Source organism: Achromobacter sp. T5-5 (genome assembly GCF_055397965.1).
Map to the genome: position 1 here is coordinate 4,697,339 of NZ_AP027919.1, position 23,817 is coordinate 4,721,155.

The 23,817-nt window shown below is 67.3% G+C and carries 22 protein-coding genes; 9 read left to right on the forward strand and 13 right to left on the reverse strand.

Going from position 1 to position 23,817, the window contains the following annotated elements; all coding sequences use genetic code 11:
• Positions 1 to 3: 3 nt before the first annotated feature.
• The 3 genes from ACZ50Q_RS21350 to ACZ50Q_RS21360 are packed head-to-tail and all read left to right on the forward strand — an operon-like array spanning position 4 to position 3,288.
• Positions 4 to 1,476, forward strand: a complete 1,473-nt coding sequence (locus tag ACZ50Q_RS21350; RefSeq protein WP_464079487.1) for an AMP-binding protein — start codon at positions 4 to 6, stop codon at positions 1,474 to 1,476.
• Positions 1,473 to 2,147 (forward strand): alginate O-acetyltransferase AlgF, encoded by a 675-nt coding sequence (locus ACZ50Q_RS21355; RefSeq protein WP_464079488.1) that lies wholly within the window; start codon positions 1,473 to 1,475, stop codon positions 2,145 to 2,147. The genes ACZ50Q_RS21350 and ACZ50Q_RS21355 overlap by 4 nt, the downstream gene beginning before the upstream one ends.
• 10 nt (positions 2,148 to 2,157) lie before the next feature.
• Positions 2,158 to 3,288: an acyl-CoA dehydrogenase family protein gene (locus ACZ50Q_RS21360; protein ID WP_464079489.1), complete on the forward strand. Its 1,131-nt coding sequence runs from the start codon at positions 2,158 to 2,160 to the stop codon at positions 3,286 to 3,288.
• A gap of 16 nt (positions 3,289 to 3,304) precedes the next feature.
• Here the strand turns inward: ACZ50Q_RS21360 and ACZ50Q_RS21365 are convergent, their stop codons facing one another.
• The 5 genes from ACZ50Q_RS21365 to ACZ50Q_RS21385 all read right to left on the reverse strand — a co-directional run bounded on the left by ACZ50Q_RS21365 (position 3,305) and on the right by ACZ50Q_RS21385 (position 7,578).
• The gene (locus ACZ50Q_RS21365) at positions 3,305 to 4,294 is read right to left on the reverse strand and encodes a DUF4434 domain-containing protein (protein WP_464082025.1); all 990 of its coding nucleotides are present in this window, start codon (positions 4,292 to 4,294) and stop codon (positions 3,305 to 3,307) included.
• Between the two features lie 15 nt (positions 4,295 to 4,309).
• The gene (locus ACZ50Q_RS21370) at positions 4,310 to 4,723 is read right to left on the reverse strand and encodes a YidB family protein (protein ID WP_076519513.1); all 414 of its coding nucleotides are present in this window, start codon (positions 4,721 to 4,723) and stop codon (positions 4,310 to 4,312) included.
• Positions 4,724 to 4,839: 116 nt separating this feature from the next.
• Positions 4,840 to 6,051 carry a lytic murein transglycosylase gene (locus ACZ50Q_RS21375; protein WP_464079490.1) on the reverse strand — a complete coding sequence of 404 codons (1,212 nt, stop codon included), beginning with the start codon at positions 6,049 to 6,051 and terminating at the stop codon, positions 4,840 to 4,842.
• Positions 6,048 to 6,764, reverse strand: coding sequence for an MOSC domain-containing protein (locus ACZ50Q_RS21380; protein WP_464079491.1), 717 nt, complete (start codon positions 6,762 to 6,764; stop codon positions 6,048 to 6,050). Before ACZ50Q_RS21380 ends, ACZ50Q_RS21375 begins: the two co-directional genes overlap by 4 nt.
• Before the next feature lie 13 nt (positions 6,765 to 6,777).
• On the reverse strand, positions 6,778 to 7,578 hold the full coding sequence (locus tag ACZ50Q_RS21385; RefSeq protein WP_092578065.1) for a ferritin-like domain-containing protein: 801 nt from the start codon (positions 7,576 to 7,578) through the stop codon (positions 6,778 to 6,780).
• 179 nt (positions 7,579 to 7,757) lie between these two features.
• Here ACZ50Q_RS21385 and ACZ50Q_RS21390 point away from each other — a divergent pair, with 179 nt between their 5' ends.
• Positions 7,758 to 8,888, forward strand: coding sequence for a GNAT family N-acetyltransferase (locus ACZ50Q_RS21390; RefSeq protein ID WP_092577951.1), 1,131 nt, complete (start codon positions 7,758 to 7,760; stop codon positions 8,886 to 8,888).
• Positions 8,889 to 8,985: 97 nt separating this feature from the next.
• Here the strand turns inward: ACZ50Q_RS21390 and ACZ50Q_RS21395 are convergent, their stop codons facing one another.
• Together ACZ50Q_RS21395 and ACZ50Q_RS21400 are read right to left on the reverse strand one after the other, a co-directional pair.
• The gene (locus ACZ50Q_RS21395) at positions 8,986 to 9,456 is read right to left on the reverse strand and encodes a cyanophycin metabolism-associated DUF1854 family protein (protein ID WP_076519506.1); all 471 of its coding nucleotides are present in this window, start codon (positions 9,454 to 9,456) and stop codon (positions 8,986 to 8,988) included.
• 27 nt (positions 9,457 to 9,483) lie between these two features.
• A complete protein-coding gene (locus tag ACZ50Q_RS21400) occupies positions 9,484 to 11,769 on the reverse strand; it encodes a cyanophycin metabolism-associated ABC transporter (RefSeq protein ID WP_464079492.1) in 2,286 nt (761 codons plus the stop codon).
• 260 nt (positions 11,770 to 12,029) lie between these two features.
• Between ACZ50Q_RS21400 and cphA (ACZ50Q_RS21405) the strand changes: the two genes are divergently transcribed.
• The 5 genes from cphA (ACZ50Q_RS21405) to ACZ50Q_RS21425 all read left to right on the forward strand — a co-directional run bounded on the left by cphA (ACZ50Q_RS21405) (position 12,030) and on the right by ACZ50Q_RS21425 (position 18,710).
• Positions 12,030 to 14,645 (forward strand): cyanophycin synthetase, encoded by a 2,616-nt coding sequence (cphA, locus tag ACZ50Q_RS21405; protein ID WP_464079493.1) that lies wholly within the window; start codon positions 12,030 to 12,032, stop codon positions 14,643 to 14,645.
• Positions 14,646 to 14,707: 62 nt separating this feature from the next.
• Positions 14,708 to 17,278, forward strand: a complete 2,571-nt coding sequence (gene cphA, locus ACZ50Q_RS21410) for a cyanophycin synthetase (RefSeq protein ID WP_076519501.1) — start codon at positions 14,708 to 14,710, stop codon at positions 17,276 to 17,278.
• 616 nt (positions 17,279 to 17,894) lie between these two features.
• Positions 17,895 to 18,095 (forward strand): CsbD family protein, encoded by a 201-nt coding sequence (locus tag ACZ50Q_RS21415; protein WP_008161759.1) that lies wholly within the window; start codon positions 17,895 to 17,897, stop codon positions 18,093 to 18,095.
• 27 nt (positions 18,096 to 18,122) lie between these two features.
• A complete protein-coding gene (locus ACZ50Q_RS21420) occupies positions 18,123 to 18,287 on the forward strand; it encodes a DUF1328 domain-containing protein (RefSeq protein ID WP_006389411.1) in 165 nt (54 codons plus the stop codon).
• Positions 18,288 to 18,371: 84 nt separating this feature from the next.
• Positions 18,372 to 18,710, forward strand: coding sequence for a BON domain-containing protein (locus ACZ50Q_RS21425; RefSeq protein ID WP_092577946.1), 339 nt, complete (start codon positions 18,372 to 18,374; stop codon positions 18,708 to 18,710).
• Between the two features lie 97 nt (positions 18,711 to 18,807).
• Here ACZ50Q_RS21425 and ACZ50Q_RS21430 read toward each other — a convergent pair whose 3' ends face one another.
• From ACZ50Q_RS21430 to phaR, 6 genes are all read right to left on the reverse strand, one after another.
• Positions 18,808 to 19,680, reverse strand: coding sequence for a PhzF family phenazine biosynthesis protein (locus ACZ50Q_RS21430; protein ID WP_464079494.1), 873 nt, complete (start codon positions 19,678 to 19,680; stop codon positions 18,808 to 18,810).
• Between the two features lie 74 nt (positions 19,681 to 19,754).
• The gene (locus tag ACZ50Q_RS21435; RefSeq protein ID WP_464079495.1) at positions 19,755 to 21,161 is read right to left on the reverse strand and encodes a 4Fe-4S binding protein; all 1,407 of its coding nucleotides are present in this window, start codon (positions 21,159 to 21,161) and stop codon (positions 19,755 to 19,757) included.
• A 42-nt stretch (positions 21,162 to 21,203) separates the two neighbouring features.
• Positions 21,204 to 22,052: an FTR1 family iron permease gene (locus ACZ50Q_RS21440; protein WP_092577943.1), complete on the reverse strand. Its 849-nt coding sequence runs from the start codon at positions 22,050 to 22,052 to the stop codon at positions 21,204 to 21,206.
• 14 nt (positions 22,053 to 22,066) lie between these two features.
• Entirely contained in the window at positions 22,067 to 22,420 is a 354-nt protein-coding gene (locus ACZ50Q_RS21445) for a cupredoxin domain-containing protein (RefSeq protein ID WP_464079496.1), read from the reverse strand.
• Positions 22,421 to 22,422: 2 nt separating this feature from the next.
• A complete protein-coding gene (locus ACZ50Q_RS21450) occupies positions 22,423 to 22,959 on the reverse strand; it encodes an iron transporter (RefSeq protein WP_008161772.1) in 537 nt (178 codons plus the stop codon).
• Positions 22,960 to 23,195: 236 nt separating this feature from the next.
• Entirely contained in the window at positions 23,196 to 23,762 is a 567-nt protein-coding gene (gene phaR / locus ACZ50Q_RS21455; RefSeq protein WP_076519493.1) for a polyhydroxyalkanoate synthesis repressor PhaR, read from the reverse strand.
• Positions 23,763 to 23,817 lie beyond the last annotated feature (55 nt).

Sequence of the window (23,817 nt, forward strand, 5' to 3'; positions counted from 1 at the left end):
ACCATGCGTTTCGATTTCAATGCCTGCGATTTCGTGGACACGCAGGGCGGCGCGGACGCCATCGCCGTGGTGGACGCGCGCGGCGCGACCTCGTGGGGCGCGCTGCGCGCGGCCACCGAAGCGTGGGAAAAGGCCGCGCGCGACGCCGGCGCGCAGTCCGACGTCCCGCTGGTGATCTCCGGCCACAAGGAGACCGCCTTCCTGGTGGCGATGCTGGGCTGCCTGCGCCTGGGCGTGCCCTTCGTGCCGGTGGACGTGATCAACCCGCCCGAGCGCATCGCGCGCATCGGCGAGCTGGTCCGCGCCGGCCTGCGCTACGACGCGCAGGCGCAGTCTTTCATTCCCGCGGGCGACGCTTCCCCGTTGGCCGAAACCGGCCTGGCCTACATCATGTTCACGTCCGGCAGCACGGGCGATCCGAAGGGCGTGCAGATCGGCCGCGAGAGCGTGGCGCTTTTTGCCGGGTGGATACGCGATTGCCTTGCGCTGGGCCCCGCGCCGGTGTTCATGGACCAGATGCTGTTCAGCTTCGATTTCTCGCTGTTCAACTGGGTCGGCGCGCTGGCGCTGGGCGGCGCCTGCGTGCTGTGCCCGCGCGAGACCATCGCGCAGCGGGACCGCTTCGTGCAGTACCTGGCGGGCACGCGCATCGGCGTCTGGGCGTCCACGCCCTCGTTCGTGCGGCAGCAGCTCTTCAATCCCGACTTCGACCACGTCCACCTGCCAGACCTGCGCGTGTTCGTCTTCGGCGCGGAGTCGCTCACGCCGGCCCTGGCCGAGGAAATCTGGCAGAGGTTTCCGCAGGTCCGCATCGTCAATTCCTATGGCCCGACGGAGGCCACCTGCTCCACGACCTGGGTCGAGATCGACCCGGCGCTGCGCTCGGCGGCGCCGAATCCTTTTCCGATCGGCCGCGCCAAGCCCTACGCCGACGTCTTCATCGAGAACGGCGAAATCTGCATCGCCGGCGACCACGTCATGCGGGGCTATCTGAACCGTCCCGACCTGAACGCGACGCGCATGTTCACGCGCGACGGCAAGCGCGGCTACCGGAGCGGCGACCTGGGCGAGATGGACGCGCAGGGACGGGTCACCTTCCGCGGACGCATCGATGACCAGATCAAGCTGCACGGCTACCGTATCGAGCTGGCCGAGATCGATGCCGCTCTTGCCGCCCTGCCCGGCGCGCGGGCCGGCGCGACGGTGGCGCTGCGCCGGCCCGACGGGGCCATCGTCCGGCTGATCGGGTTCGTGGAACCGGCCGCGAGCGGTCCGGCAGGCCTGCAGCCCCTGCCCGCGCACCTCGCCGACTGGAAAGACACGCTGGCCCGGCGCCTGCCCCCCTACATGATTCCTTCCGAGCTGCTGGCCTGCCAGCGCTTCCCCACCACCAGCACGGACAAGGCGGACCGCAAGCAGCTTGAACGCCTGTACCTCGAAGCGCGCCTCAGCAAGAAACCGGAGCAGCAAGCATGACACGCACGACCCATCACCTCGCCCTCGCTATCGCCCTGGCGGCCGCCTGCGCCAGCGCCGCCGCCGAAGGCGTGCTGGCGCAACTCTATGCCGCGCGCCCGCCCGCCGGCTCGTCCTTCGTGCGTGTGGTCAACCCCCACGTGCATCCGCTGCAGGCGCAGGTGGCGCAGGGTCCGGTCCAGGAGATCGGCCCTGACAGGCAGGCCACCACCTACGCCATCGTGAAGGGCAACCAGCCCTTCGACGTGCGCATCGACGGCAAGCTCGCGGGCACGCTGCAGGTCGCGCCCGATACGTTCAGCACACTGGTTCCGCGGCGCGACGGCGGCAGGCTGTCCTTCAGCGTCATCGACGACAGCGCCGGCGCGATGGATGCGCTGAAGGCGGAACTGCGCTTCTACAACCTCGCGGCGGACTGCGGCGCCGGACAGTTGTCGGTCAGCCCGCCGGGCCCCGTCCTGTTCAAGGACGTCGATCCTGGCGGTTCCGCCGCGCGCGCCATCAACCCGGTCAGCGCCACGCTGGTCGCCGGCTGCGGCGCGGCCGTGTCGCCAGCCCTTGCCCTGCCCGCCCTGCAGCCAGGCGACCACTACAGCCTGTTCCTCACCGGCACGCCGCAGGCGCCCGTCCTGAAAGGCCAGGCCAGCGACACGGACCCTTACAAGAAATAGGAAGACTCTCATGCGCCGCGTATTCCGGGACGACCACGAACTTTTCCGCGACCAGGTCAAGCGCTTCATCGCCAGCGAAATCGCTCCCCACTACGCCGAGTGGGAGCAGGCCGGCGTGACGCCGCGCGCGTTATGGCGGCGGGCGGGCGAAGAAGGACTCCTCAATTGCGCGCTGCCGGATCCCTATGGGCCGGGCGGCGACTTCGGCCACGCCGCCGTGGTGATCGAGGAACTGGCCCGCGCGAACTTCCTGGGCATCGGCTTTTCGATCCATTCCGACATGGTCGCGCCGTACCTGCTGAACGTCGGCACCGACGCGCAGAAGGCCCGCTGGCTGCCGGCCATGACGCGCGGCGAGACGATCGGCGCGATCGCGCTGACCGAGCCGGACGCAGGCAGCGATCTGAAGGCGGTGCGCACGCGTGCGCGGCGCGACGGCGACCACTACGTGCTCAGCGGGCAGAAGACCTTCATCACCAATGGCGTCAACGCCGGACTGGCCATCGTGCTGGCCAGCACCGATCCCGACCTGGGCGCCCGCGGGCTGTCGCTCTTCTGCGTGGAGGAAGGCCTGCCCGGCTATACGAAGGGCGCGCCGCTGGCCAAGATCGGCCAGCACAGCCAGGACACCTGCGAGCTGTTCTTCAATGAGGCGCGCGTGCCGGCCGATTGCCTGCTGGGCCCGCCCAATGCCGCGTTCGAGATCATGACGCGCGAACTGGCGCGCGAGCGACTGGCGATCGCGCTGCGCGCGGCGGCCTCGCAGGAAGGCATGCTGGAACAGGCCGCGCAATACACCCGCGACCGCAAGGTGTTCGGACGCCGCGTGATCGACTATCAGAACACGCGCTTCAAGCTGGCCAACGCAAGGGCCCAGAGCGCCATGCTGCGCGTCTTCCTGGACGACTGCCTGGCGCGCATGCTGGACGGCGAGCTGGACGCCACGACGGCCGCGATCGCCAAGCTCAATGCCACCGAGATGCAGGGCCGCATCCTGGATGACCTGCTCCAGCTCTATGGCGGCTATGGCTACATGGCCGAGGTCGGCATCGGCCGCGCATGGGCCGACGCGCGCGCGCTGCGCATCTTCGGCGGCACCAACGAGGTCATGCTGGAGATCATCGGCCGCAGCTTTCACTGACGCTGCGCGGCCGGCTTCAGATCCGCGCGTCCATCCAGGCCCGCATCAGCGCGCGCGCCTCGGGCGTGTCGTCGATGACCCAGGGGTCCAGCGCAAAAGCCACGATGCGCTTGGCGCCATAGCCTCGGGCCACTTCCCATTGCTCGCGCACGCGTTCGAAGTCGGCCGAGCGCGCCTTGAAGGTCGAGCCATCGGTGGCGCCCGAGGGCAGTTCCTCGAACAGTTCCAGGATCAGGTCGAACGAGGCGTGGCGGGCCCGCAGCATGTCGTGCAGCGGCGCCAGCGCACGCAGGTTGGCCAGGCCCGCCACGCCCACGCCGTCCTGGATCATCGGATGGATGGCCACGCGATCCAGGATATGGCTCCACAGCGTCGCCAGCGATCCCTCGCCCGGCAACCGGCTGTGATACGTGGAAATGCAGGGCACTCCGCGGCTGGTGGCCTGGGCCGCGCGCGACAGCGCGTCCAGCCACGGCACCAGCAGCGCCTGGCGTTCGGCGGCCGCCCAGTTGTACTGCTCCAGCTCATACGGCAGATACCATCCGCGGAACGCGCGGCGCTCGTTCCAGCCGGATTGCTGCATGTAGGCGATGCCACGCGCGCGCGTCTGGTCCAGGTAGGCGGCCAGCGACGTCGTGTCCGCGCGGGCCAGCACGTCCCACCAGCGCTGGTCGTAGGGCAGGCCCACGTGGATGCCCAGCCCCTGGCGCGCGGCTTCATCGAACAGCGTGTCCAGCAGCGTCCCGGGCGCCATCCAGTCGTCCGGGCGCCCGCCTTCCAGCCCGGTCCATTGCAGAAAGATCTCGCGGCAGCCCAGCCGCCGGAAGCTGCGCAGACGCAGCCGCCAATCGTCGGGCGTCAGGTCCGCGTGGCTGCGCCAGAGCTGCAGGAAGGTGGCGTTCAGGGACAGCGGCGGCGAGCAGGCGGCCAGCGGCGCCAGCGCGCCCAGGGCCAGCGCCTGGAACAGGCGCCGGCGCAGGCGGGACTTGATCTGCGGATGTACCAGGAGACTGCCCTGCCCTTATCCGCGATTGCCGAACAGGCCAGACAGCGAGCCGAGCAGGTCCGCCGGATTGAATTGCTGGCCGGGCTGCACCGCGCCTTCCGGCGTGGCCTTGTCGACCAGCTGCGGCAGCAGGGCCGACAGCGAATCCAGCACGGAAGTGGTGTCCTGCCCGGTCTTGGCGGCCAGTTCGTCCACGACGCCGGGTTCCAGCACCGCGCCGAGCTGGCTGGGGCTGACGGGCAGGTTCTGGCCGGTTCCCACCCAGGAAGCCACGATCTCGCCCAGCCCGCCCTTCTGGAAGCTGGCGATCAGGCCGGTCAGCCCGCCGGGATATTTGTTCAGTTGCTCAATCAATGCAGGCAACAGCGAGGCCGATCCGCCCTGCTGACCGCCGCCGGCCATCGAGGCCAAAGTGTCCAATAGGCTCATTGCCGCGCTCCTGGAAAAGTCGGAAAACCAGTATAGGCCGACGAAAAGCGTCGCGCGCGCCGATGCGCCTGCCGCCGGGCTCGACTTTGCAAAAGTTGTAAATCAGGCCGGGCGGCTCATCCTTTCGGCGGGGTCGTCGATGCCCTCAGCGCCTTCAGCGCCTTCTGGCCCGCGCGCCCGTCGGCCGGCAAGCCCAATTCGCGCTGCGCGGCCTGCAGGGCCTGGCGCGTGCGGGCGCCGACCATGCCATCGGGCTCGCCCACGTCATAGCCGCGGGCGATCAGCAGGCGCTGCAGTTCGCGCCGTTCGGCGCGCGACAGGCCCGGGTCGTCCGTGGGCCAGGCCTGGACGAACGGACCGCCGCCGCGCAAGCGGTCGGACAGATGCGCGATGGCCAGCGCATAGCTTTCGGCGGCGTTGTAGGAATACAGCGCGTCGAAATTGCGCGTGACCAGGAACGCCGGGCCGCCGCGGCCCGCGGGCAGCAGCAGGCCGGCCGGCGTGTCGCCGGCCGGCAAGGGCTGGCCGTCGGCGCGGGTCACGCCCTGTTTTACCCAGGACGACATCGGACGCTTGTTCTTGCGGCCCGCGCCGGCAGTGTCCAGCCCGGCGGGCAGCCTGACCTCGTAGCCCCAGGCCAGCGCCGGATTCCAGCCCGCGCGCTTCAGGAAGTTGGCGGTGGACGCGAGCGCGTCGGGCACGCTGTCGACCAGGTCGCGGCGGCCGTCGCCATCGAAGTCCACCGCCAGCCGCAGGTAGGTGGACGGCATGAACTGCGTCTGGCCGAACGCGCCCGCCCAGGAGCCGACAAGGCGGTCGGGCGCGATGTGCTCGTCCTGGATGATCTTGAGCGTGGCGAAGAATTCGCCCCGGAAATACGCCTGGCGCCGGCCGAAGCACGACAGCGTGGACAGGGACGTCAGGAGCGGCCGGCCGCCCAAGGTGCGGCCGAAGTTGCTTTCCACGCCCCACACCGCGGCGATGGTGGCCGGGTCCACGCCATAGCGCAGCGATGCGCGCTCCAGCTCGGCCTGCCAGCGCGCCATGCCGGCCTTTCCGTCCGCCACGCGCTCGTCGTCCACCAGGCCCGCCATGTAGTCCCAGATGGGCGTCTTGAATTCGGGCTGCGCATCCAGCAGGTCGATCACCGCCATGTCGGGCGCGAGCCCGGCGGTATGCGTGTCGAAGGTCGCGGCCGCGACGCCGGCCTTCAAGGCGGGCCCGCGCAACTGCGACAGGCAGGCGGCAAATGGGTCGGCGGCCAGCGCCGCGGACGCCGGCAGGACCAGCGCGGCGCTTGCCAGCGCGCGGATCAACAGGGAGGTCATGCTTGAAATTCCTTGGGAGGTGCGATCGCGGCGTCGCCTTGCAGGCGCCGCGTCCAGTCTTCGACTTCGCCGGCGCGCGCACGCTTTTCAAACAGCGTGCGCCAGTTGGGCGACAGTTCGGGCAGCGCCGCCAGCGCGCGCAGCACGTCCGGCTCGAGCACGCGGCGGTTCAGGATGTCCTGCACGCGCGCCAGCGTCCATTGCGGATGCGGCCGCTCCTGCAGCGACAGCGTGTCGCCGGGCGCGAGCCAGCCGGCCTGCAGCACGCGGTAGTACCAGCCGGTCATGCCGCTGGCCTGCACCTGCGCCGCCATGCCCTTGTGCTGGAACCGGTGATCCAGCTTCCAGCACGGCTGGCGCGCCTGCGACACCTGGATCAGCGCGGCGCCCGCGCGGTAGATGTCGCCCACGCACACGTCGCGCTCCGTCATGCCGGTGGTCGAGATGTTTTCGCCGAAGGCCCCGGGCGCGCGCAGCACCGTCCGCTCGCCCAGCGCCGCAAGCCAGGCCGGATAGTGCTCGCGCGCGTAATGATGCAGCGCCTTTTCCGGGCCGCCATGAAAGCGCCGGTCCGCCTGTTCGTCTCCGCCCAGCCCTTCCGGCCCCAGCCAGCGCCGCTCGGCCACGGGATGCTTGTCGATGCCGCTGTCGCGCCCCGAATCGCCCAGCGGGCGGACCGTGCCCGTCAGCAGCGCGTCGATCGTGATGTCCATCTGGATGCCTTCCTCAGCCGGCCTGCAGCGCGGCAAGCTCGTCGTCGTCGAAGCCGGCGGCGCGCCGCGCCTCCAGGTTGAAGGGGCCGCGCAGACGCGGCGCGTCATATTGCCTGGCCAGTTCGGCATAGCAGGCCACCGGTTCCTTGCCCGCCAGCGCGCACTGCTGCTTGTACCAGTGGTTGCCGATGGCGACGTGGCCGATTTCGTCGCGCAGGATGATGTCGACGATGGCCGCGCTTTGCGCGTCGCCCGCGCCGGCCAGCTTGTTGCGGATCATGGGCGAGGCATCCAGTCCGCGCGCCTCCAGCGTGCGCGGCACCAGCGCCAGCCGGGCGAGCAGGTCGTCGCGGGTTCTTTCGGCCATTTCCCACAGCCCGTTGTGCGCGGGAAAATCGCCGTAGGCATAGCCCAGGGCGTCCAGGCGCTGGCGCAGCAGGTCGAAGTGCAGCGCCTCTTCGCGCGCGACGCGCAGCCAGTCCCGGTAGAAGGCCTCGGGCATGCCGGCAAAGCGCCACATGATGTCGAGCGCAAGGTTCACCGCGTTGAACTCGATGTGGGCCAGGGCGTGCAGCAGCGCCGCCCTGCCCTCCTGCGTGGCCATGGAGCGCTGGCTGACCTCGGCGGGCGCGACCAGCGCAGGCCGCGCCGGACGGCCGGGCAATCCGTCGACAGGCGCGAAGACCCGCTCGCAATCCAGTCTGGCGTCGTCCGCGATGGCGCGCACCCGCGCCAGCTTGTCGGGCCATGCCGTGGCGGCCAGCGCCGCCAGCGCCTGCGCACGCATGCCGAGCGCCTCGTCCCCCTGTGCCATCGGGGCTGTCCTGCTGGTGTTCATGTTGCCGTCGTCCCGGGCCGCGCGCGGCCGCTTCGAATCCTGCCTGTATTCCTGCATCAAATACTGCTTCAAATCCTGCTTCAAAGCCCGCTTCAAATCCCTTCCAGCGCCGTGGTCCGGACACCAGGCGCACCCGAAGACTTTATCATTCGCGGATGGATTCCCTGCGCCTGACTCTAGAAACCGATCTGTCCCGCATCGACGCCCGGCAATGGGACGCGCTCGCGGGCGACCAGCCCTTTCTGCGCCATGCCTTCCTGCTCGCCCTGCACGAAACGGGCTGCGCATCGCCGCGCACCGGCTGGGCGCCCCACTTTCTTGCGCTGTGGCGAGGGGACGCGCTCGCGGCCGCGGCGCCCCTGTACCTGAAATCGCACTCGCGCGGCGAATACGTCTTTGATTATGCGTGGGCCGACGCCTTCCAGCGGCACGGCATGCGCTACTACCCCAAGCTGCTGTCGGCCATCCCGTTCACGCCGGTCACGGGCCCCCGGCTACTGGCGGCCAACGACGAAGACCGCGACGCCCTGGTGCGCGGGCTGGTGGCGTTTGCGCAGGAGATCAACGTGTCGTCCCTGCATCTGCTTTTTCCCGACGACGCCGACGTGCGCGTGCTGCGGGAGGCCGGCTTCATGATCCGCGAGAGCGTGCAGTTCCACTGGACCAACGCCGGCTACGCGGATTTCGACGCATTCCTGGCCGCCATGAGCCACGACAAGCGCAAGAAGATACGCCAGGACCGCAAGAAGGTCGCCGCGGCCGGCCTTGCGTTCCGCTGGCTGCGCGGGGCCGAGATCGGCGCGCAGGAGCTGGCGTTCTTCTACGACTGTTATTGCCGCACCTACTTCGACCACGGCAACCCGCCCTACCTGAGCCGCGCGTTCTTCGAGCGCGCGCACCGCGACCAGCCCGAGGCCTTCGTGCTGATCCTGGCCGAACGCGATGGCGAGCCGGTGGCGGCCGCACTCAACCTGGCCGGCGGCGATGCGCTATATGGCCGCTATTGGGGCGCGACGGAATATGTGCCTGGGCTGCATTTCGAGACCTGCTACATGCAGGCCATCGCCTACTGCATCGCGCATGGCATCGCGCGCTTTGAGGGCGGCGCGCAGGGCGAGCACAAGATGGCGCGCGGCCTGCTGCCCACGCCGACGTGGTCGGCACATTGGGTGGCCCACCCCGGATTCGCCGAAGCGATCCAGAATTTCCTGGACGAGGAAACCGCCGCCGTGACGGACTACCTGGGCGAACTGGAATCGCATACGCCGTTCAAGGGCGCTTCGTAGGTGTCAGGGGCACTGGGGGGTGTCTGACACCCGCGAAACGCACGAGCAAGCTGACGGCAATCTCTGTCGGGTGTCAGACACCGACCGCTGCCGGGTGTCAGAGAAAGCGGTCCAGCAGCTTGCGGCTGTGCTTGTCCAGCGCCTGGATGTCGCGCACCAGATAGAAGATGCCGTGGTTGTCGGCGATGAGCAAGGTCTGCGCCGACAGGCGGCGGATGTCTTCTTCGCCGCGCAGCGTGAATGACGTCGGGCCGCGGTCGGTCTCGACCTTCCAGACGCTGGGCGTGGCGTAGGTCGAGACGCTGGACAGCTTGCGGATCTCGGGCATGAATTCGCGGCTCGCGAGTTCTTCTTCGATCAGGGCGCGCGGTTCGGCCGGCACGTCGGACAGGTGTTCGATCCAGAGCAGCTCGTGCCCGTCGCTGGTCACCAGCGACAGGCCGCGCCCCGCTTCGCTGATGGGAAAGGCGCGCACCGGAATGACGCCTTCGTGCGATTCGCCGTCGGCGGACTGGAATTCCAGGCGCCCGAAGGCATTGCGGCGCAATTGAAAGAACGGCAAGGTCATGATGGGTTCCGTCTGGGCGTCCGGGCGTCAGGCCACCGCGGCCATGTCTTCGCTGCCCGACGCCTGCGCGTCGGCTTCGGCCTGGCGCGCCTGCGCCTGGTACAGGCGATAGTAGGCGCCCTCGCGGGCCATCAATGCTTCGTGCGGCCCCTGCTCCACGATCTGGCCGCGATCCAGGACCACCAACCGGTCGGCCTTGCGCAGGGTGCTCAGTCGATGCGCGATGGCAATCGTGGTGCGGCCGCGCACCAGGTTGTCCAGGGCCTTCTGGATTTCCTTTTCGGTCGTGGTGTCCACCGACGACGTCGCTTCGTCCAGGATCAGGATGCGCGGGTCGATCAGCAGCGCGCGCGCGATCGAAATGCGCTGGCGCTCGCCGCCGGACAAGGCCTGGCCGCGCTCGCCCACCAGCGAGTCATAGCCATGCGGCAGGCGCAGGATGAACTCGTGCGCATGCGCGGCGCGGGCCGCGGCCACGATCTCGTCGCGCGTCGCGTCGGGCCGGCCGTAGGCGATGTTCTCGGCGATGGTGCCGAAAAACAGAAACGGCTCTTGCAGCACCAGGCCGATGTTTTGCCGATAGTCCGCCACCCGCACCGAACGGATGTCGGCGCCATCGACCAGGACCGCGCCTTCGGACACATCGTAGAACCGGCAGATCAGGTTGATCAGCGTGCTCTTGCCGGATCCGCTGTGCCCCACCAGGCCGATCATCTCGCCGGGCGCGATGGTCAGGTTCAGGCCACGGATGACCTGGCGGTTGCCGTAGCGGAACCCCACGTCGCGCAGTTCGATGCGGCCATTGATGTGCGGCAGCTTGGCCGGATTCAACGGTTCGGGCACGCTGGACACGTGGTCCAGGATGTCGAAAATGCGCTTGGCGCCCGCCGCGGCCTTCTGCGTGACCGACACGATGCGGCTCATGGAATCCAGGCGCATGTAGAAGCGGCCGATATACGCCAGGAACGCCGCCAGCACACCTACCGTGATCTGCCGCTGCGACACCTGCCAGATGCCGAAGATCCACACCACCAGCAGGCCCACCTCGGTCAGCAAGGTGACGGTGGGCGAGAACAGCGACCAGGTGGTGTTGACGCGGTCGTTGACTTCCAGGTTGCGGTTGTTGGCTTCGCGGAACCGCGCGACCTCGCGCTTTTCCTGGGCGAATGCCTTGACCACGCGAATGCCGGGGATGGTGTCGGCCAGCACGTTGGTGATCTCGGACCAGATGCGGTCGACCTTTTCGAAGCCATGCCGCAGGCGGTCGCGCACCGCATGGATCATCCAGATGATGAAGGGAAGCGGCACCAGCGTGACCAGCGCAAGCCAGGGATTGATGCTGATCAGGATGACCGCCGTCATGGCGATCATGAGGATGTCGGTGGCGAAGTCCAGCAGGTGCAGCGACAGGAACACACAGATGCGGTCGGTTTCGCTGCCGATGCGCGAAATCAGGTCGCCAGTGCGCTTGCCGCCGAAATACTCAAGCGAGAGTTGCTGCAGGTGCGCATAGGTGGTCGTGCGCAGATCGGCGCCGATGCGTTCGCTGACCCAGGCAAGGATGTAGGTCCGCGCCCAGCCCAACCCCCAGGCCAGGATGGCCGACCCCAGCAGGCCGCCCAGATACAGCCGAACCAGGCCGTAATCGATGGGCGCGCCGTTCTGGAACGGAATCAGCACATCGTCCATCAACGGCATCGTCAGGTACGGCGGCACCAGGGTGGCGGCGGTGCCCAGCAGCGTCAACAGAAAGCCGGCGAACAGCGGGCCGCGGTAGGGCCGCGCAAAACGCCACAGCCGCAGAAGCGCCCAGGTGGTCGACGGCGCGGCCTGTTCCTGGTTGCATGTCGGGCATTCTTCCTCGCCCGCGGGGATGACGTTATTGCAGATGGTGCAGGTGCGTTCCGACAGCTCTTCGGGCGGTTTGCCGGAAAGCCGGATGGACTGCTGCGTTTCGAACTGGGCCAGGAGGCGCAGCGCAGCCGGGTTGCACGCCAACGTAAGACGCCAGGCGGCAAGGCGCCCGGCGTCGTCGTGCAGCTCCAGCACGGCGGCGCCGGCATGGTCGCTAAGGGATAGCTTTAATTGGGGGCCATATGGCCAGGATTCCCAACCGGAATTGTCAGGAAGGCGCGCGATCAGCCGTTTATCGGTCACGGCGACTAGGCCGGGATGGAATTTCAGCCGCTGATCGAGGTCTATCTCGACCCAGGCCAGTAGGGTTTCGTCATCCGCCAGTTCGGTGCGGATCTCATCCCGCCAGCGGGCAGGAAATGCGTCGGCAAGGCCGGAAAGCAGGTTTGGTTTTTTCATTGGAACGCATACCGGGCCAGGACTCTGCCCTACTAGGCGGCAACCGGTTCGACGCCAGCGGCGGCAAACGTGTCCCTTCCTTACAACACAACGAATTCACGCCTTGAAGGCGTCGTATAGTAGCAGCCGATTTTTCTAATTAGGAATATCTGGGATCCCCCGACTCGTTGGCATTATTCTTAAGGCGCAACCCCAATAAACTCGCGGTCTAGCATAGGGGCGTCCGCGCGTGCCAACCTGCTTCTCGAGCAAATTAAAACATGAAAAAGAAAGACATTGAATTTATCGATGTCGTGGCTTTGCGCGGCCCGAACATTTGGACGTATCGCCCGGTCCTTGAAGCATGGGTGGATATCGGCGAACTGGAGGACTACCCCTCCAACACGATTCCCGGATTCTATGAACGGCTGACCGAATGGCTGCCAACCCTGATCGAGCACCGCTGCAGCCCCGGGGTGCGCGGCGGTTTTCTGGCCCGCCTGAAAGAAGGCACCTGGCCCGGCCACATTCTTGAACATGTGACGCTTGAACTGCAGAACCTGGCCGGCCTGCGCGGCGGGTTCGGCAAGGCGCGCGAAACCTCCCAGCGCGGCGTCTACAAGGTCGTCGTGCGCGCCTGGCAGGAACAGGTCACCCGCACCGCCCTGAACGAAGCGCGCGACCTCGTCATGGCCGCCATCGAGGACCGGCCGTTCGACGTGCCCGCCACCATCGCCAAGCTGCGCAGCCTGATCGACCGCCACTGCCTCGGTCCCAGCACCGCCTGCATCGTGGACGCGGCCGACGACCGGGACATCCCCTACATCCGCCTTTTCGAGGGCAACCTCGTCCAGTTCGGCTACGGCGCCGCGCAGCGCCGTATCTGGACGGCCGAGACCGACCGCACCAGCGCCATCGCCGAAGGCATTTCGCGCGACAAGGACCTGACCAAGGAGCTGTTGTCCACCTGCGGCGTGCCGGTGCCCGAAGGGCGCCTGGTCAAAAGCGAGGAAGACGCCTGGGATGCCGCCGAGGACATCGGCCTGCCCGTGGTGGTCAAGCCCTACGACGGCAACCATGGCCGCGGCGTCTTCACCAACCTGACGACGCGCGAAGAAGTGGTCTCCGCCTACCGCGTCGCCGTGGACGAAGGCAGCGGCGTCATCGTCGAACGCTTCGTGCTGGGCAACGAACACCGCCTGCTGGTGGTGGGCGACCGGATGGTCGCCGCCGCCGCCGGCGAGCCGGCCTGGGTGACGGGCGACGGCACGTCCACCATCACCGAGCTCATCGACAGCCAGATCAACACCGACCCGCGCCGCGGCCGCACCGAAAACCACCCGCTCAATTTCGTGCGCCTGGACTCCGCCGCCCGGCTGGAGATCGCGCGCCAGGGCCTGACGGAAGACAGCATTCCGCCCGAAGGCCAGCGCGTGCTGGTCCAGCGCAGCGGCAACGTCGCGTTCGACGTCACCGACCGCGTGCATCCCAGCGTGGCGGCCACGGTCACCCTGGCCGCGCGCATCGTCGGCCTGGACATTGCCGGCGTGGACCTGGTGGCCGAGGACATCTCGCGCCCGCTGGACGAACAGCGCGGCGCCATCGTCGAAGTCAACGCCGGGCCCGGACTGCTGATGCACCTGAAGCCGGCCGACGGCGCGCCGCGACCCGTGGGCCGCGCCATCGTCGACCACCTGTTCCCGGACGGCGACGCGGGCCGCATTCCCATCGTGGGGGTGACGGGCACCAACGGCAAGACCGTCGTCGCCCGCCTGGTGGCGCGCCTGCTGCACCTGTCGGGCAAGCGCACGGGTCTGGCGTGCAGCGAAGGCCTCTACCTGGACCGCCGTCTCGTGCAAAAGGGCGATCGCGCCGACTTCGCCTCGGGCACGCGGCTGCTCATGAACCGCAACGTGGACGCCGCCGTCATCGAGAACGACAGCGGCGTGATCCTCGGCCAGGGCCTGGCCTACGACCGCTGCCAGGTCGGCGTGGTCACCAACATCGACGACGGCGACCATCTCGGCGATTTCGACATCAACGAAACGGACCGCCTGTTCAACGTGTTCCGTACGCAGGTGGACGTGGTCCTGCCGGACGGCGTCGCCGTGCTCAATGCGCGGGATCCGCGCGTGGTCGAGATGGCCGAACTCTGCGACGGCGCCGTCATCTTCTTCGGCGTCGACCCCGCCCTGCCCGCCATCGCGCAACACCTGGCCCAGGACGGCCGCGCCGTGTTCGTGCGCGACGGCAGCATCATGCTGGCGCGCGGCGCGCACGAAGAACGGCTGGCCGACGTGGCCGCCATCCCGCTGACGCATGGCGGGCGCGTGGCCTTCCAGGTCGAGAACGTGCTGGCGGCCGTGGGCTCGGCCTGGGCGCTGGACATCCCGGTGGAACTGATCCGCGCCGGCATCGAGACCTTCGACATCGACCAGGCGGATGCCCCGTGGCAGTTCACGCTGTTCGAACGCAACGACGCCACCGTCGTGGTGGACGACGCGCACAACGCTTCGGCACTGCGCCCGCTGATCACGGCCATCGATCAGTTCTCGTCCCAGACGCGAACCGCGGTCTACTCGGCCGGCGCCGACCGCCGCGACGCGGACCTGATCGAACAGGGCAAGCTGCTCGGAGACGCCTTCGATCGCGTGGTCCTCTATGACGACGCGACCGTGCGCAGCAAGCGCCCCGCGGGCGAGGCGCGCGCGCTGCTGCGCCAGGGCCTGGCGCAAGGCAGCCGCGTCAAGGACATCCAGGAAGAGCCCGACCACGGCACGGCCATCGGGGGCGTACTGGACGGCATCGCGTCCGGGGACTTCGTCCTGCTGCAATCCGACGAAGCCTTCTCCGGCCCGACCATCGACCTGGTCCGCCGCTGGATCCAACAACACTGACACATTCGCGCGCGCGCCCGCCCCCTACCGCGGACGCGCGCCAGACGACAGGAATCCCTGCCATGGAAGTCTCCCGTATCCGAGCATTGCGCGGCCCCAATCTGTGGAGCAAGAACACCGCGATCGAGGCCATCGTGTCGTGCGCCGACGCCGAATGCTCCATCGACAACCTGCCCGAATTCGAAGCGCGCCTGCGCGCGCGCCTGCCGCAGACTGGCCTGCTGCGCCCCGAAGGCCACCAGGACGCGGTGTCCATCGCCCACGTGCTGCAGATCGTCGCGTTGACGATGCAGGCGCACGCCGGCTGCCCCGTCACGTTCGGGCGCACCGCGTCCACGATCGAGCCGGGCGTGTTCCAGGTGGTGGTCGAGTACAGCGAAGAAGAAGTCGGCAGGCTGGCGATGGACCTGGCCCAGCAACTGGTGCGCGCCGCGCTCGACGACACGCCGTTCGACATCGCCGACGCCCTGAAGCGCCTGCGCGAACTGGACGAGGACGTGCGCCTGGGCCCCAGCACCGGCTCCATCGTGAACGCCGCCACCGCCCGCAACATTCCCTACCGCCGCCTGACGCAGGGCAGCATGGTGCAGTTCGGCTGGGGCAGCAAGCAGCGCCGCATCCAGGCCGCCGAAACCGACCTGACCAGCGCCATCTCGGAATCCATCGCCCAGGACAAGGACCTGACCAAAATGCTGCTGGACGCCGCCGGCGTGCCCGTGCCCAAGGGCCGCTCCGTGACCAGCGCCGAAGAGGCCTGGGAAGCGGCGCAGGAACTGGGCGGCCCTGTCGTGGTCAAGCCGCGCGATGGCAGCCAGGGCCGCGGCGTCGCGGTCAACATCGAAACCCGCGAGCGCGTGATCCAGGCCTTTGAAGTGGCCGAGGAGATCAGCTCGGAAGTCATCGTCGAACGCTATATCCCGGGCCACGACTTCCGCCTGCTGGTCGTCGGCGGCGCGCTGGTCGCGGCGTCGCGCCGCGATCCGCCGCAGGTCACGGGCGATGGGCAGCAGACCATTCGCCAGCTGGTGGACCAGGTCAACGCCGACCCCTTGCGCGGCGACGGCCATGCCACCTCGCTCACCAAGATCCGCTTTGACGACATCGCGCTGGCGACGCTGAAAAAACAGGGCTTTGACGCCGATTCCGTGCCCCCCGCCGGCACGCTGATCTTCCTGCGCAACAACGCCAACCTGAGCACCGGCGGTTCCGCCACGGACGTGACGGACGAGGTCCATCCCGAAATGGCGGCGCGCGCGGTGTCCGCGGCCCGCATGATCGGCCTGGACATCTGCGGCGTGGACGTGGTGGCCGAAAGCGTGCACCACCCGCTGGAAGACCAGCACGGCGGCGTGGTCGAGGTCAACGCCGCGCCCGGCCTGCGCATGCACCTGAACCCCTCGTTCGGCAAGGGCCGCGCGGTGGGCGAGGCCATCATCGCCAACATGTACGCGGATGGCGACGACGGCCGCATCCCGGTGGTGGCGGTCGCGGGCACCAACGGCAAGACGACCACAGTGCGCCTGACCGCGCACCTCCTGGGGGTGGCCGGCAACCGCGTGGGCATGACGAATTCCGACGGCGTCTACGTGGACAACCTGCGCATCGACACCGGCGATTGCAGCGGTCCGCGCAGCGCGCGCAGCGTGCTGATGCACCCCGACGTGGACGCCGCGGTGTTCGAAACGGCGCGCGGCGGCATCCTGCGCGAGGGCCTGGCCTTCGACCGCTGCAACGTCGCCATCGTCACCAACATCGGCATGGGCGACCATCTGGGCCTGGGCTACATCAGCACGGTCGAGGACCTGGCCGTGGTCAAGCGCGTCATCGTCCAGCACGTGCATCCGTCGGGCATGGCGGTGCTGAACGCCGCCGATCCCATCGTCGCCGAGATGGCCTCCAGCTGCCCCGGCTCGGTCACGTACTTCGCCGAAGACCGCAACCATCCCGTGCTGGTCACGCACCGCGCGCAGGGCCAGCGCGCGGTCTATCGCGACGGCGACGCAATCGTCGCGGCGCAGGGCGCGGACGAGGTTCGTTTCCCGCTGGCGCAGATTCCGCTCACGCGCGGCGGCACGATCACATTCCAGGTCGAGAACGCCATGGCGTCCATCGCCGCGGCGTGGGCGCTGGACCTGGGCTGGGACGTCATCCGCCGCGGCCTGGCCACCTTCGTCAACGACGCGCAGACCGCTCCCGGGCGCTTTAACGTGTTCGACTATCGCGGGGCCACGGTGATCGCCGACTACGGCCACAATCCGGACGCCATCCAGGCCCTGGTGCGCGCGGTGGACGCCATGCCGTCCCATCGCCGCGTCGTGGTCATCAGCGGCGCGGGCGACCGCCGCGACGAAGACATCCGCATGCAGACGGAGATCCTGGGCGCGGCGTTCGACGACGTGCTGCTCTACCAGGACCAATGCCAGCGCGGCCGCGAAGACGGCGAAGTGCTGGCCCTGCTGCAGCAAGGCCTGGTGGGCGCCAGCCGCACGACGCACATCGAGGAGATCCACGGCGAATTCCTGGCCATCGATACGGCGCTGGCGCGCCTGAATCCCGGCGATCTGTGCCTGATCCTGGTGGACCAGGTGGAAGAGGCGCTGGCGCACATCGCGGCGCGCATCGCCCAGCCCTGATCGGGGCGGCGGGAACGCAAACGGGGCGCTTCACGGCGCCCCGTTTTTTTTACCGGCGTGGTGCACGCGTATCCGCAGGCGCGGGCGCGCGGCACCCCGCAGCGCTATCCGCGGCCGATCGTCCGCGCCCCTAGCCCCGCGGCGCCACGTCGGCCGCCGAAGCCTGATACCGGTCCGTCACGTGCGTGCAACCCATGGCCGCCATGGCGCCGAGCGCCAGCAAGATGGCGCTGCAAAGTCGTTTCGTCATGCGAGTTTTTCTCCCGTTACGTGTCGAACCGCCAGCCGGTTCCGTCTGGACTATACCGGCATGCCTTGCCGCCGGCCACCCGCGCCAGCGCCTGCCATAGAGCGGATCGGTTACGAGCCGCGCTCAAAAGGGGTCAAATCGTTGCTCAAATGTAACTCGACCCTGAGGTAATTTGAGGCGGATTTCTCGTCTCAAACCGCCGGTTTTTCCCGCATCGGCGCCGTTACATTTCTCCACAGCGTCGTTTGACACCCCCTGAGGCCGACTCGTACGTTAGAGGCTAGCTGATCAGTGCCCAACACACCGCGAAACGGCAGGTTTATAGGCCATAAACCCGCCGCCGCAAGCAACCAGAGAGAGGTCACCATGAACAACGACATCATCGCCGGAAAGTGGAAGCAACTGACGGGCAAGGCCAAGGCGGCCTGGGGTGAGCTCACCGACGACGAACTGACGCGCACGGAAGGCAACGCCGAACGCCTGGCAGGCCTGATCCAGGAGCGCTATGGCAAGACCAAGGAAGAGGCGCAAAAGGAAGTCCGGGATTTCTTCGACCGCAATCCCTGATACCCATAACAACCAGGAGAAGCTGACATGTTGCATTACGCCGTAGTTTTCTTCGTTATCGCCATCATCGCGGCTGTCCTGGGTTTCGGCGGCATCGCCGCCGGCGCCGCGGGGATTGCCAAGATCCTGTTCTTCGTTTTTCTGGTCCTGGCACTGCTGTCCATCCTGGGCGGCGCCTTCCGCAAGAAATAGCACCAGCGAAATAGAACCACTGAGCCATCTCATATCGTCATTGCGTCTAGAACGCGCTGAACACCAATAAAAAGGAGCATTACTATGGAAATTCGCAAGCTGATCGCCGCCGCCGCACTGGGTACGGGCGCTGTCTTCACTTCCATGGCTTTTGCCGCCGATGACGGCAAGCCGAAACAGTCCGTGGGTGAATACGCGTCCGACGCCACCGTGACCACCAAGGTCAAGGCCGCTTTCGTGGCCGACAAGGAACTGAGCGCCCTGGAAATCGCCGTCGAAACCAACAACGGCGTCGCCACGCTGACCGGCACCGTGGGTACCGCAGCCGAAGCGGATCACGCCGCCAAGGTCGCCCGAGGCGTCGAAGGCGTCAAGCAGGTCAAGAACAACATCAAGGTTGATCCGGCCAAGAACCGCAAGTAAGGGCAGGATCGTCAAGATCCACGCCTGAATACAAAGCGGCGCCTGAGGCAACTCGGCGCCGCTTTTTCATGCCCGCAAATTCCGGGGGGATAGCCCGCTAGATCGTCACGGCGCCGCGGCCGATCTCCAGCGCGCGGCCTCCCACCTGGATCCGGCCGTCGGCCAGGACCTCCAGCAGCAGTCGGCATGGCCGGCCCATCTGGTCGCCCTGTTCGACCAGGATGCTGGCCGGCAAGGGGTAGCCGCGGTGCTGCAGCCAACCGCCCAGGTTGGCGCAGGCCGACCCGGTGCCCGCGTCTTCGTCGACGCCGCCGCCCGCCTTGGCGAAGAAATACCTGGCCACCACGACCTGGCGCCCCCCTTGCAGCCTGCCTTCGTCAAAGGCAAATACATAAAGCGTCTTGCGTCCCAGGCTGCTGGCCTGCCAGCGCGCCAGCTTGGCGGCATCGGGCGCGGCCCGGCGCACGGCGTCCACGCTGGCAAGCGGCACCAGCAACTGGTCTGCGCCGGTATCGACCCAGATGGGCTCGGCCAGCAGGTCATCGCGATCCAATCCGACCAGCCCCGCGATCTCGGCGCCGTCCAGCTCGGGCCTGGCGGTTCGCACCCCGTCGGGGCATGGCGCAGTAAACGTCCAGGCATCGCCATTGGCCACCACGGGAACGACGCCCGCCTTGAATTCCAGCGTGAGCGCGTCGCCCGTTTGCAGAAGGTCGCGCACCACCTGCGAGGTGCCGATGGTGGGATGGCCGGCGAACTTCATCTCGTAGCCCGGCGTGAAGATCCGCACCCGTGCGCTTGCGCGGTCCGAGGGCAGGATGAAGGTGGTCTCGGACAGGTTGAACTGCGCAGCCAGGTTCAGCATGGTGGCGTCGTCCATGCCCCGCGCATCTTCGAATACGCAAAGCTGATTGCCGCTGAAAGTGGAGGAAGCGAAAACGTTGAGCAGACGGAACGCGTAGGTGGCCATGGCGAAACGAAAATGAGGGAATGCCGGCGGCGCCGGCGCGGTCCCCACTTTATCGCAATGCGCGCGAAGCCGGACTACCAGATGGCGAAGAACAGCACCCAGGCCAGGCAGAACGGCGCCAATCCCGCCGCCAGCACCAGGCCCGCGCCCAGCTTGCGGGCCATGCCCACCGGACGCGGCTTGAGCAGGCGCGCATAGAGGCGCAACGTCCAGAGCACCGCCAGCGTCAGCAGCGTGAACCGCACGGGCGTCGCCCAGGCGGCCTGCACGCCTTCATGCTTGAGCAGCGTGATCGTCGTGGCGGACAGGCCCAGGAACACGCCGATGCCGGCCGACGGGATCAGGGCCTGGGCCAGCTTGTGCAGGCCCGGGCGTCCCCAGCGCGACGCGGGCGCATGCGGCGCCGGTGCGGCCGGAGCGGCCGGCGCGAGCCGGTCGGCGATCCACAGCGACAGGAACGCCGCGCCGCCCACGCACACCGTGGCGCCGACGACGAAGAGCAGGATGCCCGCGCCGTCCAGCCACGAGAAGCTGTCATTCACATCCGGGTAATGCGTCAGGATGAACCAGGGCGCGTTGTCCATCAGCGGCCACAGGATGTCGCGCTCGACCAGCCAGGTCGCGGCCCATTGCTTGGCCGTCACGTACCACGGGCTGGCGCTCCAGAGGAATGCGCCGATCGCGATGCCCATCAGGCCGAAGCACAGCAAGGCCGTCTGCCAGGGGTCGCCGTCGGCGACGTGCACGATTTCTTCTTCCGGCGACCGCGGCGTCAGCGCGATGGCGCCGCGATAGCCGCTGCAGCGGCCGCAGACGTGGCAGTCGCCCGCGCCCTTCATGTGGCGCAGCGGCACCAGCGGCGCGCAGTTGATGGGTTCGATGCGGATGACCGGATGGCGCCACTTTTCCTCGTCGACCTTGAAATGCCAGGGCGCCAGCTTGGCCAGCAGGTTGAACACGCCGTTCACCGGGCACAGGTACTTGCACCACACCCGCTTGCTGCGGCCGTAGCGCCAGCCGACGATCATGGCCGCCACGGTCGACCCGCCCAGCACGGCCAGCACCGCCAGCGGATATTGATAGACGCTGACGAGCTGTCCGTAGATCGTCGTCAGCGCAAACGCCACGAACGGCCAGCCGCCCCAGCGCATCCACTTTGGGATGGCGCGGCCCTGTCCGCGCTCGCTGGCCCATTCGGTCAGCATGCCTTCCGGACACAGCCAGCCGCACCACGCGCGGCCGAGGATCGGCATGGAGATGAGCACGAACGGCCACCACACGCCCCAGAACGCAAACTGCGCCACGACCGTCAGATTGTTGAATACCGAGGCGGCGTTGTCGGGCAACGGCAGCAGCGCGGGCACGATCAGGAGGAACGCGTACAACGCGACAATGCCCCACTGCAGCTTGCGCAACAGCGGGGCATGGTCTCGGAGGAAGTCGGCGATGCGGGAGGTCGCCCTCCCGATTGCAGCAGCCATGGTCAAACCTTCAAATATTCAGTCCGGCGGGACAGACCGGAATCAGGATGCCCCCCGGGCGGCGGCCACCGGCGCGGGCTTGCTGCCCACCCAGCGCAGCAGCGCCCAGACGACGATCCAGTACGCCACCCACAGCAGCACCGAGGTCAGCGCCGGCAGCGCGCGGTAGCCGGCGAAGTCGGCCAGCACCTTGCCCAGGCCGGTGCTATCGCTGAGCAGCCAGGAGCTGTCCCAGACCGGGTCGACGATGGTCGGCAGCACGTCCAGCGAAATCAGGTGATCCAGGCCGCCCACCAGCAGCGAACTGGCCAGAAGCAGCAGCAGGATTTCGGTCACGAGGAAGAAGCGGCGCCAGGTGATGAGCTTGCCGCCCAGTTGCAGCAGCCAGAACGTCAGCAGCGCCACGGCGAAGCCCGCCACGCCCGCCAGGGCCAGCATCAGCATGTCGCTGCCGCCCTGCCCCGCCGACACCGTGCCGTACAGGAACACCACGGTCTCGCTGCCTTCGCGGGCGACGGCGATGGCGACCAGCACCAGCAGGCCCCACCAGTTGTCGCTGGCCACGGAGGCGCGCGCGCCGCTTTCCAGTTCGCCCTTGAGCGTGCGGCCGTGCTTCTTCATCCAGACGACCATCTGCACCACGAGCGCGCACGCCGCCAGCGACATGATGGCCTGGAACCATTCCTGCCCCTCGTCGCTGAGCCAGGACGACACGCCCAGCAGCACCAGCGCCAGCGCCACGGCCAGCGCCAGGCCGGCCGCGACGCCGCCCCACAGGTAGGGCAGCCCGCGCTTGCCTTCCGGCGTGGCGCGCAGCCAGGTGTAGAGGATGCCCACCACGAGCAGGGCTTCGACGCTTTCGCGCCAGACGATGAAAAGTACCTGTTCCATGCTTGGATGCCGCTTTATTCCTTGGGCTTGACGACCAAGGTGCCTTTCACGCTCTGGTGAAAGTCGTCAAAAAAGGGATACTCGCCCGGCCGCGAGATCGTGATCACCACAAAGGATTTCACGCCCGGCCCAAGGACTTTTTCCTTGCGCAGCGGAATGCTTTCGAATTCCACCGGCTCATTGCTTTCGTTGATCAGTTCGATCTTGAACCGGCCCGCGGGGACTTCCAGCGTGGCGGGCTCAAACGTGCCGTCCGGCTTGAATGTCAACGTGAACGTGGGCAGATCGGCCGCCTGCGCGGGCGTTATGCCCGCCACGCCGGCCAGGCCGATCAGCAGTGCGGCAAGAACGCGAAGCAGGCGGCGCACGATCAATACCCGCCCTTCTTGCCGGTGCCGGCGTAGACGAATTCATATTCCAGGTCGAACGGTTCGAACCATTCGCCCACGCCCGTTTCCTTATCGACGTGGCGGCCGAAATGGCTCATCTTGTTCGCCGTCGGCGGCAGGATCGAGTACTTGAGCTTGTACTTGCCGGGACCTTCCAGCTTGACGTTCTCGCCATAGTGCGGACCGTCGTTGGCAACCATGGGCATGAACGTGCCCTTCTGCACATTCTGGCTGCCGACCTTCTGGATCTCGTAGTTCACGACCAGGTAAGGCACCCACTCGCCTTCCGGAAAGCCCGTCTTGTTGCCGGCGGTGGCGTGGATGTCGGCTTCCAGGTGCACGTCGGAATCCTTGGCCGGACGCATCATGCCGGGCGGGTCCATTTCAATCGGCTGCAGGTACACCGCACCGATTTCCATGCCGCCCTTCTCGACCGGCTTGCCGATGGGGTATTCGGCCGCATGGGCGGCGGACACGCTCAACGCGACAATGGCCAGCGCCAAGGCTTTCTTGATCATGTGCATTAATCCTCGAAACACAAACACAAACGAAAACAGCGGTTCTCAAAACACAAACAAGAACCGTTTTCATTAATTTAGAGGATTTTGCTGACACATCCCTGAACCTTGGCGCACGATAAGTGCCGGATCATTGCGTTGGGTCAAGCAAGAAAAAGCCGCCCGGGCTGATGCCGAGGCGGCTGGCTGTCCTGGCGCCCCCGCGAGGGGCCGCAGCGAATCGCGTGAATCCGCCCTTACTTGCGCCCCGCGCCCGGCGTGCCGCCTGGCGTGAACGGGAAGGTGGAGAACATCGCGCGCGTCTGGTCCTGCATCTGGTCCTGCATCTGCACGAACAGGTTTTTGCTCTGGTCGATGTAGTTGTTCATCATGTTCTGCAGCATGGGCGTCTGCACGTTCATGAATTGCGTCCAGGCTTCCGGACCGAACTGGCTGCCGTACAGGCCCTTGGACTGTTCAGCCATGCGCTGCTGGATCTCCATGAAGGCCTGGATGTTCTTTTCAAGGTAGGAACCCATGATGCCTTGCATGGCATGGCCGTAGAAACGGATGATCTGCGACAGCATGTTGGAGGAGAACATGGGCATGCCGCCGCTCTCCTCTTCAAGGATGATCTGCAAAAGAATGCTGCGCGTCAGGTCTTCGCTGCTCTTGGCATCGACGACCTGGAATTCCTCGTTGGCCAGGACCAGTTGCTTGACATCTGCCAGGGTGATGTAGGTGCTGGTCCGGGTGTCGTATAAGCGACGGTTGGGGTACTTTTTAATCAGGCGCAGGCTGGCGCCGGTTTGTGCTTGCGTCATGGTTGTCCCCGGATCGGGCGATCTCTTAGGCTTTCGATAAGGTGAGTGTAATGCC